The sequence below is a fragment of the Sphingomonas panacisoli genome (assembly GCF_007859635.1).
In the GTDB taxonomy this organism is placed as follows: Bacteria; Pseudomonadota; Alphaproteobacteria; order Sphingomonadales; family Sphingomonadaceae; genus Sphingomonas; species Sphingomonas panacisoli.
Genome location: NZ_CP042306.1, coordinates 2642472 through 2664234, shown reverse-complemented (window position 1 = coordinate 2664234; position 21763 = coordinate 2642472). Strand labels below are relative to the sequence as shown.

The 21763-nt window shown below is 65.5% G+C and carries 25 protein-coding genes and 1 pseudogene; 14 read left to right on the top strand and 12 right to left on the bottom strand.

Annotated features, from left to right (window positions below; translation table 11 throughout):
* The first annotated feature begins 26 nt into the window (after window positions 1-26).
* The 4 genes from FPZ24_RS13230 to FPZ24_RS13215 are packed head-to-tail and all read left to right on the top strand — an operon-like array spanning window position 27 to window position 3737.
* Complete coding sequence (locus FPZ24_RS13230; protein ID WP_240047466.1) at window positions 27-926, top strand: GNAT family N-acetyltransferase; 900 nt, start codon at window positions 27-29, stop codon at window positions 924-926.
* 9 nt (window positions 927-935) lie between these two features.
* Window positions 936-1547: a DNA repair protein RecO gene (recO, locus tag FPZ24_RS13225; RefSeq protein WP_146572733.1), complete on the top strand. Its 612-nt coding sequence runs from the start codon at window positions 936-938 to the stop codon at window positions 1545-1547.
* 43 nt (window positions 1548-1590) lie between these two features.
* A complete protein-coding gene (gene leuB / locus FPZ24_RS13220) occupies window positions 1591-2640 on the top strand; it encodes a 3-isopropylmalate dehydrogenase (protein WP_146572731.1) in 1050 nt (349 codons plus the stop codon).
* Window positions 2637-3737, top strand: a complete 1101-nt coding sequence (locus tag FPZ24_RS13215) for a glycosyltransferase (RefSeq protein ID WP_146572729.1) — start codon at window positions 2637-2639, stop codon at window positions 3735-3737. Before leuB ends, FPZ24_RS13215 begins: the two co-directional genes overlap by 4 nt.
* Before the next feature lie 95 nt (window positions 3738-3832).
* Here the strand turns inward: FPZ24_RS13215 and FPZ24_RS17635 are convergent, their stop codons facing one another.
* From FPZ24_RS17635 to FPZ24_RS13170, 11 genes and pseudogenes are all read right to left on the bottom strand, one after another.
* Entirely contained in the window at window positions 3833-4414 is a 582-nt protein-coding gene (locus tag FPZ24_RS17635) for a dolichyl-phosphate-mannose--protein mannosyltransferase (protein WP_240047465.1), read from the bottom strand.
* Entirely contained in the window at window positions 4360-5109 is a 750-nt protein-coding gene (locus FPZ24_RS17630) for a phospholipid carrier-dependent glycosyltransferase (protein ID WP_240047464.1), read from the bottom strand. The genes FPZ24_RS17635 and FPZ24_RS17630 overlap by 55 nt, the downstream gene beginning before the upstream one ends.
* Window positions 5110-5156: 47 nt before the next feature.
* A complete protein-coding gene (locus FPZ24_RS13205) occupies window positions 5157-5828 on the bottom strand; it encodes a dihydrofolate reductase family protein (protein ID WP_146572727.1) in 672 nt (223 codons plus the stop codon).
* A complete protein-coding gene (locus tag FPZ24_RS13200; RefSeq protein ID WP_146572725.1) occupies window positions 5821-6303 on the bottom strand; it encodes an SRPBCC domain-containing protein in 483 nt (160 codons plus the stop codon). Before FPZ24_RS13200 ends, FPZ24_RS13205 begins: the two co-directional genes overlap by 8 nt.
* The gene (locus FPZ24_RS13195) at window positions 6300-6794 is read right to left on the bottom strand and encodes a VOC family protein (RefSeq protein WP_146572723.1); all 495 of its coding nucleotides are present in this window, start codon (window positions 6792-6794) and stop codon (window positions 6300-6302) included. The genes FPZ24_RS13200 and FPZ24_RS13195 overlap by 4 nt, the downstream gene beginning before the upstream one ends.
* A 24-nt stretch (window positions 6795-6818) precedes the next feature.
* Window positions 6819-7601, bottom strand: a complete 783-nt coding sequence (locus tag FPZ24_RS13190) for a VOC family protein (RefSeq protein ID WP_146572720.1) — start codon at window positions 7599-7601, stop codon at window positions 6819-6821.
* 23 nt (window positions 7602-7624) lie between these two features.
* Window positions 7625-8347 (bottom strand): DUF1428 domain-containing protein, encoded by a 723-nt coding sequence (locus tag FPZ24_RS17970; RefSeq protein WP_146572718.1) that lies wholly within the window; start codon window positions 8345-8347, stop codon window positions 7625-7627.
* Window positions 8344-8706, bottom strand: a complete 363-nt coding sequence (locus tag FPZ24_RS17870) for a glutathione binding-like protein (RefSeq protein WP_338061653.1) — start codon at window positions 8704-8706, stop codon at window positions 8344-8346. Before FPZ24_RS17870 ends, FPZ24_RS17970 begins: the two co-directional genes overlap by 4 nt.
* A gap of 139 nt (window positions 8707-8845) precedes the next feature.
* Window positions 8846-9043, bottom strand: a pseudogene (locus tag FPZ24_RS17865) (glutathione S-transferase N-terminal domain-containing protein); the annotation flags it as partial.
* Window positions 9040-9699, bottom strand: a complete 660-nt coding sequence (locus FPZ24_RS13175; protein WP_146572716.1) for a glutathione S-transferase family protein — start codon at window positions 9697-9699, stop codon at window positions 9040-9042. The gene FPZ24_RS13175 and the pseudogene FPZ24_RS17865, both read right to left, overlap by 4 nt.
* Window positions 9700-9875: 176 nt before the next feature.
* Window positions 9876-10313, bottom strand: coding sequence for a VOC family protein (locus tag FPZ24_RS13170; RefSeq protein ID WP_146572714.1), 438 nt, complete (start codon window positions 10311-10313; stop codon window positions 9876-9878).
* 65 nt (window positions 10314-10378) lie between these two features.
* Here FPZ24_RS13170 and FPZ24_RS13165 point away from each other — a divergent pair, with 65 nt between their 5' ends.
* Window positions 10379-11065, top strand: a complete 687-nt coding sequence (locus FPZ24_RS13165) for a winged helix-turn-helix transcriptional regulator (protein ID WP_146572712.1) — start codon at window positions 10379-10381, stop codon at window positions 11063-11065.
* 72 nt (window positions 11066-11137) lie between these two features.
* Window positions 11138-12142 carry a cobaltochelatase subunit CobS gene (gene cobS, locus FPZ24_RS13160; protein WP_146572710.1) on the top strand — a complete coding sequence of 335 codons (1005 nt, stop codon included), beginning with the start codon at window positions 11138-11140 and terminating at the stop codon, window positions 12140-12142.
* Between the two features lie 3 nt (window positions 12143-12145).
* Here the strand turns inward: cobS and FPZ24_RS13155 are convergent, their stop codons facing one another.
* Window positions 12146-12709, bottom strand: coding sequence for a hypothetical protein (locus tag FPZ24_RS13155; protein WP_146572708.1), 564 nt, complete (start codon window positions 12707-12709; stop codon window positions 12146-12148).
* An 82-nt stretch (window positions 12710-12791) separates the two neighbouring features.
* Here FPZ24_RS13155 and FPZ24_RS13150 point away from each other — a divergent pair, with 82 nt between their 5' ends.
* The 8 genes from FPZ24_RS13150 to FPZ24_RS13115 all read left to right on the top strand — a co-directional run bounded on the left by FPZ24_RS13150 (window position 12792) and on the right by FPZ24_RS13115 (window position 21682).
* Complete coding sequence (locus tag FPZ24_RS13150) at window positions 12792-13769, top strand: helix-turn-helix transcriptional regulator (protein ID WP_146572706.1); 978 nt, start codon at window positions 12792-12794, stop codon at window positions 13767-13769.
* A gap of 18 nt (window positions 13770-13787) precedes the next feature.
* The gene (gene cobT / locus FPZ24_RS13145) at window positions 13788-15611 is read left to right on the top strand and encodes a cobaltochelatase subunit CobT (protein ID WP_146572704.1); all 1824 of its coding nucleotides are present in this window, start codon (window positions 13788-13790) and stop codon (window positions 15609-15611) included.
* Window positions 15608-16285, top strand: a complete 678-nt coding sequence (locus FPZ24_RS13140; protein ID WP_146572702.1) for a DUF6445 family protein — start codon at window positions 15608-15610, stop codon at window positions 16283-16285. Before cobT ends, FPZ24_RS13140 begins: the two co-directional genes overlap by 4 nt.
* Window positions 16282-16545, top strand: coding sequence for a ribbon-helix-helix domain-containing protein (locus FPZ24_RS13135; protein WP_146572700.1), 264 nt, complete (start codon window positions 16282-16284; stop codon window positions 16543-16545). Before FPZ24_RS13140 ends, FPZ24_RS13135 begins: the two co-directional genes overlap by 4 nt.
* 70 nt (window positions 16546-16615) lie before the next feature.
* Window positions 16616-19135: a TonB-dependent receptor gene (locus FPZ24_RS13130; RefSeq protein WP_146572698.1), complete on the top strand. Its 2520-nt coding sequence runs from the start codon at window positions 16616-16618 to the stop codon at window positions 19133-19135.
* Window positions 19136-19155: 20 nt separating this feature from the next.
* On the top strand, window positions 19156-19869 hold the full coding sequence (locus tag FPZ24_RS13125; protein WP_240047462.1) for a tetratricopeptide repeat protein: 714 nt from the start codon (window positions 19156-19158) through the stop codon (window positions 19867-19869).
* Window positions 19863-20546 (top strand): Fe2+-dependent dioxygenase, encoded by a 684-nt coding sequence (locus tag FPZ24_RS13120; RefSeq protein ID WP_146572694.1) that lies wholly within the window; start codon window positions 19863-19865, stop codon window positions 20544-20546. The genes FPZ24_RS13125 and FPZ24_RS13120 overlap by 7 nt, the downstream gene beginning before the upstream one ends.
* Before the next feature lie 8 nt (window positions 20547-20554).
* A complete protein-coding gene (locus tag FPZ24_RS13115; protein ID WP_146572691.1) occupies window positions 20555-21682 on the top strand; it encodes a PepSY-associated TM helix domain-containing protein in 1128 nt (375 codons plus the stop codon).
* Window positions 21683-21763: the final 81 nt, after the last annotated feature.

Genomic DNA, 21763 nt, shown 5'->3' with positions numbered 1-21763 from the left:
CGCCAAATGTTCCTGGGGCCCGTCCCTTGCCGCTGAAGTTCCAGGTCGGGGCGCGGACGCTGGCGTCGATCCGCCGCAATCTCGTTCGCGTACCGCTCGATCTCGACGCGGCGATCGAGGGACGATTGCCGGCCTTCCCGGCGCTCAGCCCCGCCGCCGATGGGTATCTCGTTACTTCGCTGCCAGAACGGCTGAGCGATGCGCTCGGCAAAACCGCCGGCGCGATGATTGCATTCGAACGGCAACGTTACACGCGCCGGTATGCCGACCTGACGACCGGATTCGACGCGTATCTCGAGCAACTGTCCGGCAACACGCGATCGGCGATCAAGCGCAAGGGCAAGAAGGTCGCGCAGGCTTCGGGCGGACAACTCGACGTGCGGCGCTATGCCACGCCCGAACAACTCGCCGAATTCCACGGCATCGCCCGACGACTGGCGCTCGGCACCTATCAGGAGCGGCTGATGGGCGCGGGGCTCCCAGATACGCCCGATTTCACGCAGCGCATGTATGCGATGGCGGCTGAGGGCAACGTGCGAGCCTGGCTGCTATTCGTCGGGGATGCTCCGGCGGCGTATCTCTACTGTCCGATCCACAGCGGCACCGCGATCTACGAATTCGTCGGCCACGATCCCGAATTCAACGATCTATCTGTAGGCGCCGTGCTCCAGGTCGAGGCGTTGCGCGACTTGGCCGCCGATCCGGGCGTCGCGCGGTTCGATTTCACCGAGGGTGACGGTCAGCACAAACGCCAGTTCGCGACGGGCGGCGTGCAGTGTTGTGACGTGCTGTTGCTACGCCCGACGCTCGCCAACCGCGCAACGATTGCGGCGCTGGCCGGGTTCGACGGAAGCATGGCGCTCGCGAAGAGCGCAGTCGCGTGGCTCGGCTTGCAGGACGTGGCCAAGAAGGTTCGCCGCGCCTAGACCGTCGCCATGCACCTCCGCGCGCAAGCCCTGATCCTCGGCGTTCGCCAGCATGGCGAGCATGGTGCGATCGTGCGGTCGCTGACCCAGGAAGCCGGGATGGTCGCGGGCTATGTCCGTGGGGGCCGGTCGCGGACGATCCGGCCGATCCTGCAACCCGCCAACCTCGTGATGGGCGAATGGCGCGCGCGGACCGAGGACCAGCTCGCCGGGCTGACCGTCGAACTCGTCCATAGCCGCGCACCCCTTTACGGCGAGCCGCTGGCAGCCGCGGCGCTCGAATGGGTCACGGCGCTGACCGCGGTCGCGCTGCCGGAGAACCAGCCCTATCCGCGCCTCTACGCCGCGCTCGACGGGATGATCGGCGCGATCGAGGCGGCGCCGGCCGCGCGGGGCTGGGCGGTGGCATTGGTGCGGTACGAGGATCTGCTCCTCGCCGAACTCGGTTACGGGCTGGACGAGGCTCCTGCGGTAACGGGCGACAGCGGCTGGCCCGACATCCTGGTCGGCCTCGCGCTCACCGGGGGTGAGATCGAAGCGCATCTGCTGACCGATCGCCGCGCGGAGGCGCTGACGGCGCGCGCGCGACTGATCGACCGGCTCAAGCGTGCGGTTGCGTGACGCGCCAAGGCTCGGCAAAGGCGAGGCGAGAAGGGAAACCCGCTTGTCATTGATCGCCTTGCTGCCCGGGGACGGGATCGGACCCGAAGTCGTCGCCGAAGCACGCCGCGTGCTCGACGCGCTGGCGCTCGACCTGACGTTCGAGGAAGCGCCGGTCGGCGGCGCGGCGTATCTGGCGCAAGGCCAGCCGTTGCCGCCCGACACGCTGGCACTCGCTAAGCGCGCCGACGCGATCCTGTTCGGTGCGGTGGGCGATCCGCAATTCGATGCGCTCGAACGCCGCTTGCGGCCTGAAGCTGCGATCCTGGGTCTGCGCCGCGAACTCGGACTGTACGCCAATCTTCGCCCGGCGACGCTGACCCCTGGCCTGGAAGACGCGTCGCCGCTCAAGCCGGACATCGCGCGCGCGATCGACATGATCATCGTCCGCGAATCCAACGGCGACATCTATTTCGGCGAGAAGGGGCATCGCACCGGCCTGGGCGGCGTGCGCGAAGGCTTCGACCTGATGAAATATGACGAGACCGAAGTGGCGCGCATCGCGCACGTCGCGTTCGGCATCGCGCGCCGCCGCAAGCGGAAATTGTGCTCGATCGACAAGGCCAACGTGCTCGAAACATCGCAGCTGTGGCGCGACGTCGTCAACGAAGTGTCGGGGGATTACGACGACGTCGAACTGACGCACATGTACGTCGACAATGCGGCGATGCAGATGGTGCGCAACCCCGGCCAGTTCGACGTGATCCTGACCGGCAACATGTTCGGCGACATCCTGTCCGACGAGGCAAGCATGTGCGTCGGATCGATCGGCATGCTGCCGTCAGCGACCCTGTCGAGCTGGCGCGACACGCTCGGCCTGTACGAGCCGATCCACGGCTCGGCGCCCGATATTGCGGGGCAGGGCAAGGCCAATCCGTGCGCGGCGATCCTGTCCGCGGCGATGATGCTGCGACACTCGCTGAACATGATGGAAGCGGCGATGCGGATCGAGGGCGCTGTGGCGCAGGCGATCGCGGGCGGGGCGCGGACGCCCGATCTGGGCGGAAGCCTCTCGACAAACGCGATGGGCGACGCGATTCTCGCGCACCTATGACCGAAGCCCTCGACCTCGCGGTCGTCATCCCGACGTTCAACGAGCGTAAGAACGTGCCGCTGCTGATCGAGAAGCTCGACGCGGCGCTGTCCGGGCTCTCGTGGGAAGCGATCTTCGTCGACGACGACAGCCCCGATGGGACTGCGGACGCGGCGCGCGACCTCGGCATGCGCGATCGGCGGGTGCGGGTGATCCAGCGGATCGGGCGGCGGGGGCTGAGTTCGGCGACGATCGAAGGGATGTGCGCGACCGCCGCGCCTTTGGTCGCGGTGATCGACGGCGATTTGCAGCACGACGAGACGATCCTGCCCGGCATGGTCCGCGCACTTCAGGCCGATCCGGCGCTCGACCTCGTCGTCGGCTCTCGTTTCGTCGAAGGCGGCGGGACCGGCGAGTGGGACAAGGACCGCGTCGCCAAATCGGCGTTCGCCACCAGGCTGTCGCGCCGCGTGCTCAAGGCTGATCTCGGCGATCCGATGAGCGGGTTCTTCATGGCGCGGACGGCGATGGTGCGTGAAATCACGCCGCATCTGTCGGCGATCGGGTTCAAGATCCTGCTCGACATCATGACGACGGCGCCGCGCCCGCTGAAGTTCAAGGAACTGCCCTACACCTTTCGGTTGCGGACCGAGGGCGAGTCCAAGCTCGATCACGTCGTCGCGATGGAGTTCCTCATTGCACTGTACGATCGCATCATGGGCCGGTTCATTCCGGTGCGGTTCGCGATGTTCTCCGCGATCGGTGCGGTCGGAGCGCTGGTGCACTTCCTGGTGCTCGGCCTGATGTTCAAGACGTTGGCGATCGGCTTCATCAAATCGACCATCGCCGCGACCGCGATCGCGATGACGTTCAACTTCTTCGTCAACAACGCGCTGACCTATCGCGATGCGCGGTTGAAGGGGACGCGCGCGCTGATCGACGGTTGGGTGTCATTCTGCGCGGTCTGTTCGGTCGGCGCGGTGGCGAACGTCGGCGTGGCGGCGTTTCTCTACGACGCTCGGTCGGATACGTGGATCGTGTCGGCGCTGGCCGGTATCCTGGTCAGCGCGGTGTGGAATTTCGCACTGTCGTCGCGGTTCGTGTGGGGCCGGTACTGAACTCCAGCGGCGCGAAGTGAATTCGCGCCGTCGGTCGGAGCGTTGCTCCGCCGGCCGCACTGGCCGTCGAGACGCGAAATAGCGCTGCTATTTCGCTACGGCCAGGTGCTAAACCACATCCAGTGCTGGAACGCCTGGTCGTTCGCCAATGGCGCTGCCGATAGGATCGGGAAGAAATACACCGCCAGCCCGAACGTCATGACCAGGAAGCCCTCATCCCAATATTTGAGCTTGCCGTGCGCGTAGCGATCCCACGCGGCCGCGAGTGCGATCGGCAGCGCGATCGAGGGGACGTAGTAATAATAGAAGAAGCCGAGCGACTTCGGGATAATCGCCCACGGCAGGTACGCCGCGACCCAGAGCAAGCCTGCGGTCAGCAGCCGCCCGTTCCGTACGCCGCCCCACACGCAGGCCAGGACCGCGATCAAACCGCCCCACATGACCGCCGGATTGCCAAGCATCAGAATGCCGCGCATCGCCCCATCGGCGGGCTCGTAGAGATACCAGATCGGACGGATCATCAGCGGCCACGTCCACCAGTCGGACTGATAGGTGTGATGCGGCAACACCTGCGTCTGCTGCGCGTACATCGTCGCCTGGAACGGCAGCAACTTCGCCAGCGTCATCGGATCGTCGCGATAGAAGAAGGCCGGCAGGAACGTCGCGAAATAGGCCAACGCCGCGACCAGCCCGAACGCGGCGAGTGCGGGGATGGCGGGCAGCCCCCCCAGTGAGGCTGGTCCTTGGCCGAAAAGATCGCGGCCAGCGATCGCTTCGCCGCGCGCGCATCTCGCCAGCGAACGATCAGGAACGCCAGTCCAGCAAAGGCTAGATAGGGCAGTGCCAGCCACTTCGCCGACACGGCCAGCCCGAACAGCGCGCCCGCCAGTATCCAGCGCGGCCACACGCGTCCCGGCGGCGCGTCCATCGCCCACAGCATCGCCGCGACGGCCAGCACCATGAACGCGGCGAGAAATCCGTCGAGCATCGCGATCCGCGCCTCGACATAGATCGTGAAGTTGAGCAGCGCGAACGCCGCGCCCAGCACTGCGGGCCGTATCCGCCGGAACAGCAACCAAAGGATCGCGAATACGCCCATCACTGTCGCGCTGCCCGCGATCGTCGAGAAGAACCGCCACCCAAGGCTATCGTCGCCGAACAACGCGATGCCGGCGGCGATGAACTCCTTCGCCAGCATCGGATGTTCGGTGTTCATCGGCGACTGCAACGCGAGCAATGCGCGCGCGGCGGGGACGTAGTGGATTTCGTCGAACACCAGCATGTGCGGCGTCGCGACGCCCCACAGGAACAGCATTTCCGCCACCAGCCCGATCAGGATCGCGACGAGAAACGGGCGGGGACGACTGGTCATCCCCGCCCGATTAACCGCTGGCACGGATCAGCGATAGCGCGTTGTGCCTACCAGTTGCCGTCCTGCATCTTGCGTTGCCGCTCCGCCTCACGATCGCTTGTCGCGGGAGAGGGCTGGTGCGGCGCCGTGGCGGGGATCGGGCCGGCGGGTTCGTAGGTCGCGACGACGGTGCCAGCCGGCGTGACCGTATGATCGACCATCTTGAGCGCACCCGGCGGCGTGCCGTCGCCGAACAGTCGCTTCCCCTTCCCGAGCGTCAGCGGATAGGTCATCAGCACCAGCCGATCGAGCAACCCCGCCTTCAGCAGGCCGGGATAGATCGTGCTCGACCCCCAGATCCTGAGTTCGGGGCCATCGCTCGCCTTGAGCGCCGCGACATCGTCAATGCTCGTCAGGCGATGGCTGTTTTCCCATTCGAGCGGCTGGTCGCCGTGGGTGAGAACGTACTTTCCGGCACGGTCGAACGCACGGCCGACCGGGGCTTCGTCGCCTTCGACATAGGGCCAGAATGCGGCGAAGATGTCGTAGGTGCGCCGTCCGAGAAGCAGATCGTACTCGCCGTCGAGCAGCGGCCCCATCGTCTCGTCGGCGGCGGGGTCGGGAAACTTGAACTGCCAGCCGCCCTGGTCGAATCCGCCGGTCGGGTCCTCGGTGGTGCCGCCCGGCGCTTGCATGACGCCGTCGAGCGATTGGAAGACGGCGCCGACGATCCTACGCATCGGCCGTCGCCGCGAGTCTCCTCGCGACCTCCTCCAACTGGTCGGCGCAGATGCCCCAGCCTTGCTCGAACCCCATATCGGCATGCGCCTTGCGGTCGGCCTCGCTCCAATGGCGCGCACTCGAGCGGAACTTGGTCCGGCCGACGCCCGCGTCGGCGAATTCGAACATGCCGACGATCCCGACCGGCTGCGCGTCCTGCGGGTTCCAGTCCGCGTCGAGCATGTTACAGAACACGAAGCGCTCGCCCGGGACCACTTCCAGCAGCACGCCGTCGCCCGGATGCGTTTCGCCGTTGGGGCCGTGCATGGTGATCGAAAAGCGCCCGCCGCTCTTCCAATCGAGCGCGACGATCTCCGACGTCCACGGGCGCGGACACCACCATTCGGGCAGATGATCGACGACCGCGCGCCACACCGCGTCAAGCGGCGCGTCGAAGGTGCGGTCGATCGCGAGTTCGTGCGCCGGCCCGCTCATGCCACCGGCTCCCCGGCGCGTGCGGCCTCGATCGTGGCGATGTCGATTTTCTTCATCTTCATCATCGCTTCGAACGAACGCTTGGCGGCCGCCTTGTCGGGATCGCTGTTCGCTTCGAGCAGCGCGCGCGGCGTGATCTGCCACGAAAAGCCCCATTTGTCCTTGCACCAGCCGCACATGCTTTCCTGCCCGCCGCCATCGACGATCGCGTTCCAGTAGCGGTCGGTTTCCTCCTGGTCCTCGGTCACGACCATGAAGCTGACCGCTTCGGTGGGCTTGAACATGTCGCCGCCGTTCAAGCCGGAGAACGCCTGGCCGAGCAACGTGAACTCGACCACGATCTCGTTACCCGCGCCGCCATCGGGATAGTCGGCGGGGGCGTCCATCTTCCCGCCGACATGGCTGTCGGGGAAGGTCGCGGCATAGAATTCGGCGGCTTCGCGCGCCTGGCCATGGTCGAACCACAATACGGTGGTGAGCTTGTTGGTCATCGTCTCTCTCCTAGGTTTTTTGAATTATGCGTCGCCGGGGCCGACCGCGCCGAACACGGTACCGTGCGGGTCGGTCGCGACGATGATGCGGTCGCCGCCGGGGACTTCGTGCGGCCCCATCATCACTGTGCCGCCGGCCTCGCCGACCTTCCTGGCAGTGTCCTCGATATCCGGCGTACGGAAATAGAAGCGCCAGCCGGTCGGCGATCCGTTCGATTGCTTCATCGTCGCGCCGATCGTCGTGTCGCCGACCGCGACGAAGACATAGTCGCCCATGTCGCCGGGCATTTCCATCTTGTCGGGATAGTTCCAGCCGAACGTGTCGGCGTAGAACTTGTTGCCCGCACCCTGGTCGGACGTGGTCAGTTCGTTCCAGTTGCATTTGCCCATGCCCATTCGGTCATAGGCGGTGCTGCTCTCCGGGCTCGATCCGCGCATGATGTAAAACGGATTGCCCTGCGGGTCGGTGACGAACGCCGCGCGGCCAGCGCCGGGAATGTCGAACGGCTCCATCAATACGCCGCCGCCATTCGCCTTCAGCTTCGCGAACGACACATCGACATCATCGACGCCGATATAGAACAGCCAGGTCGGCTTCGCGCCGCCGCTCTTCATCTCGTCGGTCAGTTGCATCACGCCGCCAACCATGCTGCCGTCGGCGGTCTGGATCATGCGATAGTCCATCGGACTGTTGTCGGGCTTGCCGCCGATCGTCCAGCCGATGACGTGGTCGTAGAATTTCTTCGACGCGTCGTGATCCGGCGTCAGCAACTCGTACCAGATCGGCGTACCTTCGGGATTGGGCATCGTCTTTCTCCTGGGGATGTCGGTTATTGGTGGTCGGTGTCGAGGATCGGCGTGAATCCGCCGAAGATCGCGCGCTTCATGTCGAAACCGGGGGTGATCGCGGTCAGTTCGGGGTTCTGCATCATGCCCTCGAACGCCTTGTCGCGGGTCGCCTTGTCGGGCCATTCGATCCAGCCGAAGATGACTTGCTCCCCGGCCTCCGCCGCGACCGCGCGCTTGAAGTCGGTGACCTTGCCGTCGGGCACGTCCGCGCCCCAGCCGTCCATCACGCGCAACGCGCCCTGGTCGAGGAAATAGCTGTCGAGCTTTTCGGAATGCGCGGTGAAGGTGTCTTTCCCGTCGCCGGGCGCCGGGCCGACGACGCCGTCGACATAGCCCGCCGCTTTGACCGCGTCGCCGCGCTCGAACACCGGTTCGAACCCGGCATAGATCATCCGCTTCATGTCGAACGGCACGTCGCCGTCCGGCTGCATCCGCTCGTCGGCCATCAGCTTCTCGGCCGCTGCGTCGCACGTCGCGCGGTCGAGCCAGGTCACCCACGAATAGACGATCTTCTCGCCTGGCTCGGCGGCGACCGCACGGCGCAGGTCGGTGACCTTGCCGTCCGGCACGTCGTCTTCCCAGCACTCGACGGTGCGGGTCGCGCCATATTCGGCGAAGATCGGCGCGGCCTTCGCGGCCATTGCGCGATATGCTTCCTTGCGATCCGGCTTCACCGGGATCACGAAGCCTTGGAAATAGGTCATGCCGTCTCTCCTTGTTTCATCTTTTCCGCCCAGGCAGCGAACCATTCGGGCGCCTCGCCGGTGAACCCGTCCATCTGCGCGGCCAGCGCGCGCTGGAAGGCGGGTCGGTCGATCCCGCGGTGCATGTACGCGGCCAGATTGTCATATGCCTCGACGAAGCCCTGATCGATCAGGATCCGCAGCACGCTGACCATCAACAGATCGCCCGCGGTGAAGGTTTCACCGTCCAGCCAGGTCTTGTCGCCGAGCCGTGCCGACAAGTCCTTCAGCCGCCCGTGGATGCGCTCCTCGACCGATCCGCGGCGCATTTCGGACCACGGCTTGTCGGCTTCGAATAGGGTGACATACGACAGGTCCATGATCGACGGCTCGACCGAGTTGAGCGCGGCGAACATCCATTCGATCGCGCGCGCGCGCGCCGGCATCCTTGGGCAGCAGGCCGTCGTACGTCTCGGCGACGTGGAGCACGATCGCGCCCGATTCGAACAGGGTCAGGCCGTCCTGCTCGTACGTTGGAACCTGCCCGAACGGCTGGCGCGCGCGGTGCTGCGCTTCCTTCTGCTCGCCCTGGTTGAGGTAGTTCACCTCATAGGGCTGGCCGACTTCCTCGAGCGCCCAGCGGACGCGCAGGTCGCGAACCTGGCCTTGCGCGAAGGGCGGCACCCAATCGAACGCTGTGATGGTCGGTTTGGTCATGCTTCACTCTCCTGGGGTCGGGTGTTGAAGGCCAGTTGCGCGTCGAATGCGCGCTTGTAGGCCGGCCGGGCCTCGCCGCGCGCGACATAGGCGGCGAGGGTGGGAAATTCGTCGAGCAGGCCCGCCGGACGGAACCGCAGCAGCACCGACACCATCATCAAGTCACCGGCGCTGAACGCGCCGTCGAGCCATTCGTTCTCGCCGAGCGCGGCGGCGAGGCGCTGGAGCGGCTTGCGCGCGCGTTCCATGACGATCGGCAGGCGCTCCGCGGCCCACGGCTTGTCGCCCTCGACGATCTTGGCGTTGAACAATTCGAGGATCGCCGGCTCGACCGAATTGACCGCGGCGAACATCCACATCTGCGCGCGCGCCTGGCCGTCGGCATCGTCGGGCAGCAGGCCGGGATAGCTCTGGGCGATGTGCAGGATGATCCCGCCCGTTTCGAACAGCGTTAGGCCGCCCGCCTCGAAGGTCGGGATTTGGCCGAACGGGTTGCGCGCGAGGTGCTGGGGCTGCTTGAGCGCCTCGAAGGTCATCGGCTTGACCTCATAGGCCTGGCCGACCTCTTCGAGCGCCCAGCGGACGCGGGTGTCGCGCGCGAGGCCGCGGCCGCCATCGGGCGAACGGTCGAACGCGGTGATGACGGGGGTCGTCATTCCATCTCTCCTAATCGTGCTGCGTGACGGCCTTGCGTCAGGACATCATCGGCAGCGCGGCGAGCGCTTGGTAGTTGAGGATCACCAGGCCCGTCGCGGTGAACGCGACGAGACCGGTAACCAGCGAGCGGAAACGAACGAGCATGATCGATCTCCCAATTGGGGGGGCGAGCCGTTCAGGCTTCGACGATCGGTTGATGTTCGGGCGGGCCGGCTTCGGCGGCGGCGGGGTCCATCCAGAACGGGCCCCAGCCGTGACCGTCGAGATCCTCGAACGCGCGGCTGTACATGAAGCCCATGTCCTCCGGGCCGTGCGGTTCGGTGCCGCCGGCGGCGGACGCGGCGTCGGTGATCGTATCGACGTCCGCCTTGCTGTCGAATGACAGCGCGAACAGCGCGCTGGCGGTCGTCTTGGCGTCGCCGATCGTCTTGGGCGTGAACGTCGAGAAGAACGGCTTCGCGAGCAGCATCACGAAGATCGAGTCGGACCATACCATCGACGAGGCCTGTTCGTTGGAAAACTGCTCGTTCTTGGTGAAGCCGATCGCTTCATAGAAAGCGGTCGATTTGGCGACATCGGCGACGGGCAGGTTCACGAAGATCATCTTGGTCATGTCAAAGCACTCCTTTGCGAATCGGGACTTGCATTTTCTGAACGACTCGGTTACAAAAAGCAACCATGGAGTTACAAAAAATAACTAGAAGCAAAAAAACTGCGCAAAAACGGTGGTATGACGATGCGTGCGGCACGGCGCTGGCGCTCGAATTCGTCGGCGAACGCTGGGCGCTGCTGATCATTCGCGAGCTGCTCTACGGTCCGCGGCGGTTCGGGGAGATCAGGGCAAACCTGCCCGGGATCAGCGCCAACGTGCTGACGCAGCGGCTGGAAAGCCTGGAAGAAGCAGAGATCGTCGTGCGCCGCCGCTTGCCGTCGCCCGCGAACGTCCAAGTCTACGCACTAACCGATTGGGGGCTGGAGGCTGAAGTGCCGATCCGCGAGATGGGCCGTTGGGCGGCGCGATCGCCGCGGCACGATCCGCTCGCGTTCATGTCGACGGCATCGGCGATGACGTCGCTGCGGACGCTGATCGATCCGGTCAAGGCGGCGGCGGTGAAGATGACGGTGGCATTCCACTTCCCGGACGACGCTTTCGTCGCGCGCGTCGGTGACGGGGAGATCGTGATCTTGCGGAGTGATGCGCCGGACGCGGATGTCACGTTTACCGGCGACACGCTGGCGATGCGCCGGACGATCTACGGCAAGGAAGGATTCGACGGCGACGGCCTGCTCGCGCTGGCGGGCGATCGCGCAACCGCGCAGGCGTTCATCGATCTGTTCACCTTGCCGGAGAAGATCGCGTCCTGACGCGTTGCAATGCACAACGTGTCTCGACTTCGCGCCGTCCCTACGGTTAGGAGGGCGCGCGAAGGAAGTACGATGACCGACATCCCGAATACCCAGCCCGACAGTCGCGAGACGACGATCCTCGATGCGCCCGACCAGATGAAGTCGGTGCGCGACCTGTTCGGGATCGATTCGGACATGCAGGTGCCGGCGTTCAGCGAGGCGGATGAGCGCGTTCCGGACCTCGATCCGGCCTACGTGTTCGATCCCGACACGACGCTCGCGATCCTGGCGGGTTTCGCGCACAATCGCCGCGTGATGGTGCAGGGCTATCACGGTACCGGCAAATCGACGCACATCGAGCAGGTGGCGGCGCGGCTGAACTGGCCGTGCATCCGCATCAACCTGGACGCGCATATCAGCCGCATCGACCTGATCGGCCGCGACGCGATCGTGCTGCGCGACGGGCAGCAGGTGACCGAGTTCCGCGAAGGGCTGTTGCCCTGGGCGCTGCAGACGCCGACCGCTTTGGTGTTCGACGAATACGATGCGGGCCGGCCCGACGTGATGTTCGTGATCCAGCGCGTGCTGGAGACCGAGGGCAAGCTGACCCTGCTCGATCAGAACCGCGTGATCCGCCCGAACCCCTATTTCCGGCTGTTCTCGACCGCCAATACGGTCGGTCTTGGCGACACGAGCGGGCTCTATCACGGCACGCAACAGATCAACCAGGGCCAGATGGACCGCTGGAACATCGTCGTCACGCTCAACTATCTGCCGGCGCAGGTCGAAGCGCAGATCGTGCTCGCGAAATCGGGCGAATACGACAAGCCCGAGGGCAAGGCGATCGTCGACAACATGGTCCGCGTCGCCGACCTGACGCGCAAGGGCTTCATCAACGGCGACATCTCGACCGTGATGAGCCCGCGCACGGTGATCACCTGGGCGCAGAACGCGATGATCTTCGACGATATCGGCTTCGCGTTCCGGCTGAGCTTCCTCAACAAGTGCGACGAAGCCGAGCGCGCGCTGGTGGCGGAATATTACCAGCGCGTGTTCGGGAAGGACCTGCCGGAGAGCGTGGTCGCGAAGGCGTAGGTTCTACGCCCGCGTCCATTCCATCAGCCACAGGCCTTCCCAGGTCTTGCCGTTGTCGCGCGAGATCAGCGACGACCAATTGTGCGACACGCCGGGGACGATCTTGTCCCAGATGCCGCGATAGATGACCGGCTTGCCGTTTTCGGTGTCGGGCGAGTCGAAGATGCCGGCGCCGTTCTCGAAGCTGCCGGTCACGCCGTCACGGCCCATCACCCCGGCTTTGCCGTTGACCCAGTAATCGGTCCAGACCTTCTTCTCGAGGTCGAGCGTGCGCAGGCCCATGCCGGAAAAATCGCGCGCCGGGATGCGGAGTTCCTCGACGCTGACCACCCCTTTCAGGATGCCGCGGACGGTCGCTTCGCCGGGGAATTCGAGCCAGCTGTCGGTGGTTTTGTTGCGCCACTTGTTCGCGATCTTCCAATCGCCGGTCAGGAAATCGAAGTCACCGGGCTTGCCGGGCGTGGGGGCCTTGGCTTGCGGTCGCGCAACGGCGGGCGCGCCGATCAGGCCGGCAAGCGATAGTGCGGCGGCGCTGGTGACGATGGTTCGGCGTGAAAGCTGAGTCATGATGTCCTCCCGAAAACATGAAATCATCCTACGCCCGCATACCTGACATTCCGCGTCAGGATTTTTCGGCTATGGTGCAAAAATGCGCGCGAGCCGCCTCCTGTCGATCCTGATCCTGTTGCAGCTACGGGTACGGCTGACCGCGCAGCAGCTCGCCGACGAGTTCGAAGTGTCGGTTCGCACCATCTATCGCGACGTCGATGCGCTGAGCGCTGCCGGTGTGCCGGTCTATGCCGATCGTGGGCCGGGCGGCGGGTTTCAACTGCTCGACGGTTACAAGACGCAGCTGACGGGGCTCGCCGGCGACGAGGCGGAGGCGGTGCCGCTGATCGGGATGCCTGGCCCGGCGGCGGCGCTCGGGCTCGGCGCGGCGGCGCAGCGCGCGCAGGGCAAGTTGATGGTGTCGATGTCGTCGGCGCAGCGCGACCGCGCGGGACGGATGAGCGCGCGGTTCCATGTCGATCCGCTCGACTGGTATCGCGAGGAGGATGTCGCCGATCACGTCCCGTCGCTCGTCCGTGCCGTGCTCGACCAGCATCCGATCGTCATCACCTACAAGAGCTGGACCGCGACGCGCGAGCATCGCGTCGAGCCGCTCGGTCTCGTGATGAAGGGCGGCGCCTGGTACCTCGCCGCGCTGAGCAAGGGCAATCTGCGCACCTTTAAAGCGGGGAAGATCCTGACGCTGACGGTTGAGGAAACGCGGTTCGAGCGTCCGGCTGATTTCGATCTGGCGGCAAGCTGGCAAGCGCAGCTCGATCGGTTCAGCGCCGAGCTCCGCCCGACGACGGCGCGGGTGCGCGCGACCGTGGAGGGGCGGCGGCGGCTGGCCGAACTCGGCGATTTTGCAGCGAACGCGGTACGAAACGCTGATCAGGTGAACGATGCGTGGGCAGACCTGTCGCTGCCGATAGAATCGATCGACCAGGCGGCGCTGCTGCTGATCGGATTCGGCGACGAGGTCGAAGCGCTCGGCCCGCCCGACCTGCGGGATCGCATCGTCGCGATCGGCCTCGCGGCGGCGGCACGGCACGGGGAAGGGGTTGCATCGCGCGCCTAGCGCTCCAAAGAGAAGGCCATGGCGCAGGATTCCCCGCTCGATCGCTTCAAGGCCGTGCTCGGCGGTACGTCGCGCGCGCTCGCCGACGAGCCGGAGATCGAGCTGGCCTTTACCGCCGACGCGCCGACGCAATCGGGCAAGCACATCAAGGTACCGATGCCGGCGCGGACCTTGCCGGCCGATCAGGTTGCCGAAGCGCGTGGGTTTGCCGACGGGTTCGCGTTGCGGCTCAAGCATCATAACGCTGCGCTCCATCTCAAGTCCGCGCCGCACGACGCGGTCGCGCGCGCGGTATTCGACGCTGCCGAGCGCGCGCGGGTCGAGGCGCTGGGGTCGCGCGGTTATCAGGGGATCGCCGACAACCTGGCGCACGCGCTCGATCAGAAACTGCGTAGCGATCCGATCACGCGGGCGCGGACGCGCGACGAGGTGCCGCTCTCGACGGCCATCGGCCTGATGGTGCGCGAACGGCTGACCGGCGAGGAAGCGCCCGCCGTCGCACAGCCGGGGCTGACACTCGTTCGCGAATGGATCGAGGAGAAAGCGGGCGCCGATCTCGACGCGCTGCGCATGGCGCTCGACGACCAGCGCGCGTTCGCCAGCCTGGCGACCAAGTTGCTCGAGGACCTCGAACTGGTCGAGGGCGACCAGATTCCCGAGGATACCGACGACGGCGGCAATGACGACGACGGTACCGACGAGCAGGACCAGGGCGACGAAGGCGAAGACCAGGGCGAGCAGGGCCAGGGCGAGGTCGAGGCCCGGGGCGAGCAGTCCGAGGCCGAGAGCGACGACGGCGAGGGCGCCGAGGCCGGCGACGAAGATTACGAGGACTCCGAGGGCGAGGCCGGCGACGAGGGCGAGGACGGCATGCTCCCCGTCCGTCCCAACCGCCCGTTCAGCGACCTGTCGCCGCAGTTCGACTATAAGGCGTGGACGACGTCGTACGACGAAGTGATTGCGGCCAATGAACTGTGCGATGTCGAGGAATTGGCGCGGCTGCGCTCGTATCTCGATCAGCAACTCATCCACTTGCAGGGCGCGGTGACGAAGCTCGCCAATCGGCTGCAACGACGGTTGATGGCGCAGCAGAACCGGTCGTGGGATTTCGACCAGGAAGAAGGACTGCTTGACGCGGCGCGGCTGGCCCGCGTTGTGGTTTCGCCGGGGCAGTCGCTCAGCTACAAGGTCGAGCGCGAAACCGAGTTCAAGGACACCGTCGTCACGCTGCTGATCGACAATTCGGGTTCGATGCGTGGGCGGCCGATCTCGATCGCGGCGATCAGCGCCGACATCCTGGCGCGTACGCTGGAGCGATGCGGCGTGAAGACCGAGATCCTCGGCTTCACCACCCGCGCATGGAAGGGCGGGCAGGCACGCGAGAACTGGCTCGCTGCGGGCCGTCCGCCGCAGCCGGGACGGCTCAACGATCTGCGCCATATCGTCTATAAGCAAGCCGACGAGCCGTGGCGCCGTGCCAAGCCGTCACTCGGGTTGATGATGCGCGAGGGGCTGCTCAAGGAGAATATCGACGGGGAGGCGTTGCTGTGGGCGCACAACCGGCTGATCGGGCGGCCGGAGGAGCGCAAGATCCTGATGGTGATTTCGGACGGCGCGCCGGTCGATGATTCGACGCTATCGGTCAATTCAGGCTCGTACCTGGAACGTCATTTGCGTCAGGTGATCGGCTGGATCGAAAGCCGTTCGCCGGTGGAGCTCGCCGCGATCGGCATCGGTCACGACGTGACGCGCTATTACGAGCGCGCCGTCACCATCATGGATGCCGATCAGCTCGGCGGAACGATCATCGAACAGCTTGCGGCGTTGTTCGACAAGCAGTGACGCCAGATATCCGCCATATCGGCAGCGCGAACAGTCCGTTGATCGTGATCGACGGTTTCAGTGGTGATGTGGAGGCGATCGTCGATCAGGCCGCGGCGATGGCGCCGTTCCCGGCTGCGGCGCGTGGGCAGTATCCGGGGTTGCGGCGGATCATCGCGCCCGGCGAGTCTGCCGCCGGTTATGTCTCGCACACGTTGAAGACCGTCGCGCCGCTGATCTTCGCGGAATTCGGCGTCAAACGGTTCGACGTTCACTATGCCAGCTTTTCGATGGTCACGGTCGACCCCGCCGAACTTCTGCCGCAGCAGCGCGTGCCGCACTTCGATTCGACGCATCCCGGCTATATCGCGATCCTGCACTATCTGCGCACCAGCCCCGAAAGCGGAACGGCCTTTTATCGCCAGCGAGCGACTGGGATCGACACGGTCGACGAAGACAATGTCGGGGCATTCGCGGCGGCGGCGGACGAAGCGGCCGCGGGCTCGGCCGGTTATATACGCGACAGCAACGAGGCGTTCGAGCGGATCGCGATGGTCGAGGCGGTGCCCGATCGACTGGTCATCTATCCAGGTCGCCTGCTCCATTCCGGACTGGTGTCGCACGATCCCAACTTCAGCGACGATCCCCGCGTCGGACGGCTGACCGCCAATCTGTTCATCCAAGGACAGATGTGAGCATTGCGCCACCGCCGGGCGGGTTCGCCGGACCGGTCAAGCGGTCAATCACCATCGCTGGACATGAGACGTCGATCACGCTCGAGCCTGGCTTCTGGCAGGCGCTGGAGGCCGCCGCCGCTATTCGCGCGTTGCCGCTCAGCGCGCTGGTCGCAGAGATCGACGCCCTGCGGATCCAGGCCGACGATCCGCCAAATCTCGCCAGTGCGCTGCGGACCTGGGTGCTGGCGGATGCGCGCAACGCAAGCGGACAGAATTGAAAATCACTCGCAATAGCGTTGACACTGCGAACGACTCTCAATAGCGGACCTCCCACACAGGGAGATAAGAATGACTCGCAACACCGCCGCCCATCGCATCGCCAAGCCCGCTTTCCTGGCGCTGTCGTGCGTCGGCGCCTTCGCGACGCATCCGGTGCTGGCGAAGGACGGGCCCGATCCGTTGCCCGCGACCGACGACAATGATGATAGTGATCGCCGCGACATCGTCATCACCGACCAGAAGCTAAAGGAACAGCCTGGGCCGAAGGACGTCGCGCCGATCGTCAACACGCCCAAGTCGGTCATCGTCCTCGACAAGAGCGTGATCGAGCAGACCGGGTCGAACTCGCTGCAGGACGCGATGCGCACCGTGCCCGGCATCACCTTTGCCGCGGCCGAGGGCGGTAATCCGCTCGGCGACCGCCCCTTCATTCGCGGCTTCGACGCTCAAGGGTCGATCTTCATCGACGGCGTGCGCGATCTCGCGTCGCAGAACCGCGAAGTGTTTTCGATCGACTCTGTCCAGATCATCCGCGGATCGGATTCGACGCTCGGGGGGCGTGGCTCGGCTGGCGGCACGATCAACATCATCTCGCGCTTGCCGACTGCCGGCACCTACGGCTCGATCTCGGCGAGCTACGGCAATGGCGATTACAAGCGCGTCACGGGCGACCTGAACGTGAAGATCGCCGATACCGTCGCGTTCCGCATCCAGGGCGTATGGCACGACCAGAACGTCGTCGATCGCGACGCCATCTACAATCGCCGCTGGGGCTTCGCGCCGTCGGTCACGATCGGCGTGGGTACCTCCACCCGGCTGACCGCGAGCTATTACTACCTCGAAGGCCACGAGCTGCCCGACAGCGGCATACCGTTTCTCTACGTTTGCTCGGCAACCGTCTGCAACGTGCCGACCGGCAACACGTTCACGACGCCCGCGATCGGCCGCATCACGACGCTCAACGGTACGACGGGGGTTGTGAAGCGTTCGGCCTTCTACGGCCTCGTCGATCGCGATTTTCGCGATACGCGTGACCAGCAGGCGATGATCCGTGTCGAACACGACTTCGGCAACGTGACGTTGCGGAACGTCGCGCGCTTCACCGACGATTATCAGGCGTACAGCTATACCCAGCCCGACGACACGCAGGGCAACGTGTTCGGCAATCCGGCATTCGTCGCGGGGTCAATAAATCCCGCGGATGGTGGCGCGCGATTGACCGGTGGCGGCTATGTCTGGCGCCGATCCAACAACCGCTATAGCCAGACCAACACGCTGACCGACCAGATCGACCTGTACGGCAAGGTCAAGACCGGCGGGATCGAGCACAGCTTCGCGGTCGGCGCCGAATTCTCATGGGAAAAGGCGCGCCGAGGGACGTTCGTGATGGCGACGGGGTCGACGATCAGCCCGCGCTGCGACACGTTCACTGTATCGCGTTTCTATTGTGCCAGCTTGTTCAATCCCAATCCCAACGATGCGTTCGTGAACTATGCCTCGGATACCTCGACCGTGCGGACGCCGATCGCCAAGGGCGCGGCGAATACCGAAACGCAGAACGATGCGAATACGATCTCATTCTACGGTTTCGATTCGATCACGCTGACCCCCGCGCTGATCGTCAATCTCGGCGCCAGGTTCGACCGCTTCACCTCGAGCACGGTGCCGGCATTCACGGCGGGTACCAACTCGTTCCGCCTGTCGCGCACCGACGAGCTGTTCAACTGGCAAGCGGGTCTGGTGTTCAAGCCGACCAGCGAGACCAGCATCTACGCGAGCTACGCCACCGCGGCGACGCCGCCCAACACGCTGCTGGGCGAAGGGCGCGAGGACAATGCGCTGCCGACGACCAATACCGCTGCCAATCTGGCGATCCTCGACAGCCTGAAGGTTCAGAAGACCAAGTCGTACGAGGTCGGTGCCAAGGCCAGCCTGTTCCGCGAAAAGCTCTCGCTGTCGGGCGCCGCGTTCCAGACCGAAATCACCAACGCTCGCGTGACCGACGCCAACAACAATCCGGCGTTCATCGGCAAGACCCGCATCCGCGGCTTCGAACTGAGCGCGAGCGGCGTGATCGTCGACGGCTGGACGGTGTTCGGCGGTTACACCTATCTCGATCCGAAGATCCTCGACGGCGGCTTCACCGCTCTGACCGCGGCGGCCAACGGGGCGGCGGCGGCGAAGACCGTGCTGGTGCCGTCGGCGAGCAACGGCAAGCAAGTGCCGCTGATCACGAAGAACAGCTTCACCTTCACCACCAATTATCAGGTGACGAAGCAGTTCTCGATCGGCGGCAGCGCGATCTATAGCGGCCGGCAATATAGCGGTTATGCCGACAACCGCATCGCGACGCAGACGACGGCTGGGGTCGTGACGGTCACGCCGGCGACCAAGTTCCTGGAGCGTGGCATCGACGGCTACTGGCGGTTCGATGCGCAGGCACGGTTTGCGCTGACCAAGAACATCGCGCTGAGCGTCAACGCGCAGAACCTGACCAACAAGGTCTATTTCAGCTCTACCTTCACCAACCACTACGCGACGATCGCGCCCGGACGGACGGTGTTCGGGACGGTGGAGTTCAAGTTCTGACGGTCACGGCGGACCCTTCCGTGGCCGAACCTGCCGCGCGCATCCCGGACGATCCCGGGGAGCGCGCGGCGTTTCTTCGTGCGCTCGCCGAGGGTGGCGATGCAGAGGCGCAGGCGTTGTACGCGCAGCTATTGCTCGACGGGAACGGCGTGGCGCAGGATGCGGCGGCCGGGTTCGCCTGGTTCAATCGCGCCGCGGCGCAGGGGCATCTGATGAGCCTCAACATGGTCGGGCGCTGCTACGATCTCGGCTGGGGCGTCGCGATCGACAAGGCTCGGGCCGCCGAATGCTATCGGATTGCGGCTGAGCAGGGGCTCGATTGGGCGATGTACAACTATGCGACCTTGCTCGCGTTGGGACACGGCGTCACCGAGGACAAGGCGGCGGCATTCGGCTGGTTCCAGAAAGCGGCGCGGATGGGTAACGCCAAGGCGATGAACTATGTCGGCAGCTTTCACGAGGACGGCTGGGTGGTGTCGCGCGACATGGCGAAGGCGGCGCGGCACTATGCGCGCGCTGCAGAGGGCGGCGATTTCCGTGGATGCTTCAACCATGCGCGGATGCTGAGCGATAAGGGGCGAACCGAAGAGGCGCTGACCTGGATCGAGCGCGCGGGGACGACCGCGACGCCGGCATTCGTCGAAAAGGCGGGGGCATTCCTCGATGCGTCGTCGGTGCCGGCGTTTCGTGCGCGGGGCCGGGCGGCGATCGAGCGAGGCGCGGCACGATGCTGATCGCGATCCCCGACGTGCTGGACGCGAGCGACGTGGCGAAGGTGCGTGCGCTGATCGACGGCGCCGCATGGATCGACGGCAATGCGACGTCGGGGCATCAGTCTGCGCTCGCCAAGCGGAACGAGCAATTGCCCGAAGAGTCGGTGGCCGCGCGCGATGCCGGGTCGCTGGTGCTTGACGCGCTGTCCGCAACGCCACTGTTCGTCGCGGCCGCGCTACCGCTCAAAGTCTATCCGCCGCTCTTCAACCGCTACACAGGCGGGGACACGTTCGGCGCGCATGTCGACAGCGCGATCCGCATCCGACGCGGCACCGACTTCCGCGTCCGCAGCGACCTGTCGGCGACGCTCTTCCTCGCCGATCCCGACAGCTATAACGGCGGCGAGCTGGTGATCGAGGATTCGTTCGGCGAGCAGCGCGTCAAGCTTCCGGCCGGGCATATGGTGCTCTATCCCGCCTCCAGCGTGCACCGGGTCGAACCCGTCGCGTGCGGCACAAGGGTCGCGTCCTTCTTCTGGATCCAGTCGATGGTTCGCGACGACGGCGCGCGGCGCATTCTGTTCGAACTCGACCAGGCGGTGCAGGATGTCGCCGGCCGGCTCGGCGCGAACGATCCGGCGGCGGTGCGGCTGACCGGCACCTATCACAATCTGCTGCGGCGCTGGGCCGAGGCGTAAGGGACACCATGACCAAGATCGGCCTCCGCAATACGTGGTTTCAGGTGCATAAGTGGATCGGGCTCGCGCTGGCGATCCTGATCATTCCATTGTGCGTGACCGGCGCGGCCCTGGTGTGGGACGAAGCGCTCGACCATGTCGTCAACCCGCAGCGTTATGCGGTCGGCAACGGTCCGGCGCTCACGCCCGATCAGCTGGCGACGGCGGCGCAGGCAGCGGTCGGCACCGCGAAGATCGCGACGATCAAGCTGCCCGCCGAATCCGGCGCGCCTGCGATCGCATCGACCGGCCCGATGCCGAGCAAGACGCAAGGCCCGGCGGCGCGGACCAACGTCTATCTCGACCCGGCGACGGGAAAGGTACTCGACGTCGCGAACAGTCGGTCGGGGCTGATCATGACGATGCACATGATCCACGGCACGATGCTGATCCCGGTCTGGGGTCGCCCGATCGTCGGGTGGATCGGCGTCGCGATGCTGTTTTCGTGTTTCACCGGCATCTGGCTGTGGTGGCCGACCGTCGGCAAGTGGATGCGAGGGCTGCGCTGGCGGCGGCATCGCAACCTCGACACGAACTTGCATCACCTGTTCGGCTTCTGGATCGCAGTGCCGTTGTTCGTGCTGTCGCTGACCGGCGCGTGGATTAGTTTCCCGACCTTCTTCGGTCCGCTGGTCGGCGAGAATGCGCGGCCGATGGGGTTCAGCGCGGAACGGGCGGCGATGAACAAGGCGCAACCGCTAGGCACGACGCGGATGCCGCTGGCGACGGCGGAAGCGGCGGCGCTGGCGAAGCAACCTGGCAGCGTCACGCAGATCGCCTGGCCGACCGATTACAAGGCGATCTGGCAGTTCACGATCAAGCCGGCCAAGGGCAAGCCCGCGACCCTCGCCGTGGACGACGCGAGCGGCATCGCGTCGATCGCGCCCGACGCCAATCGTGGCCAGGCCGGCATCGCCCGGCTGATGCGCCAGATTCACGACGGCACCGGCATGGGCATCGTGTGGCAGGCGATCATCTTCCTCGGCGGTCTGCTGCCGGCGATTCTGGCGATCACCGGCGTCATCATGTGGTGGCGTGCGCGAGGATGGAAGGCGGAGCTCAAGGCCAAGCAGAAGGCGCGGGCGTCGGCCGCGTGATCGATTAGAAAGAGCCGTCTCTCGTGACGAGATGACGACTCTTTCCGTTGCGACCCGAAAGAAGGGGGGATCAGGTCCCGG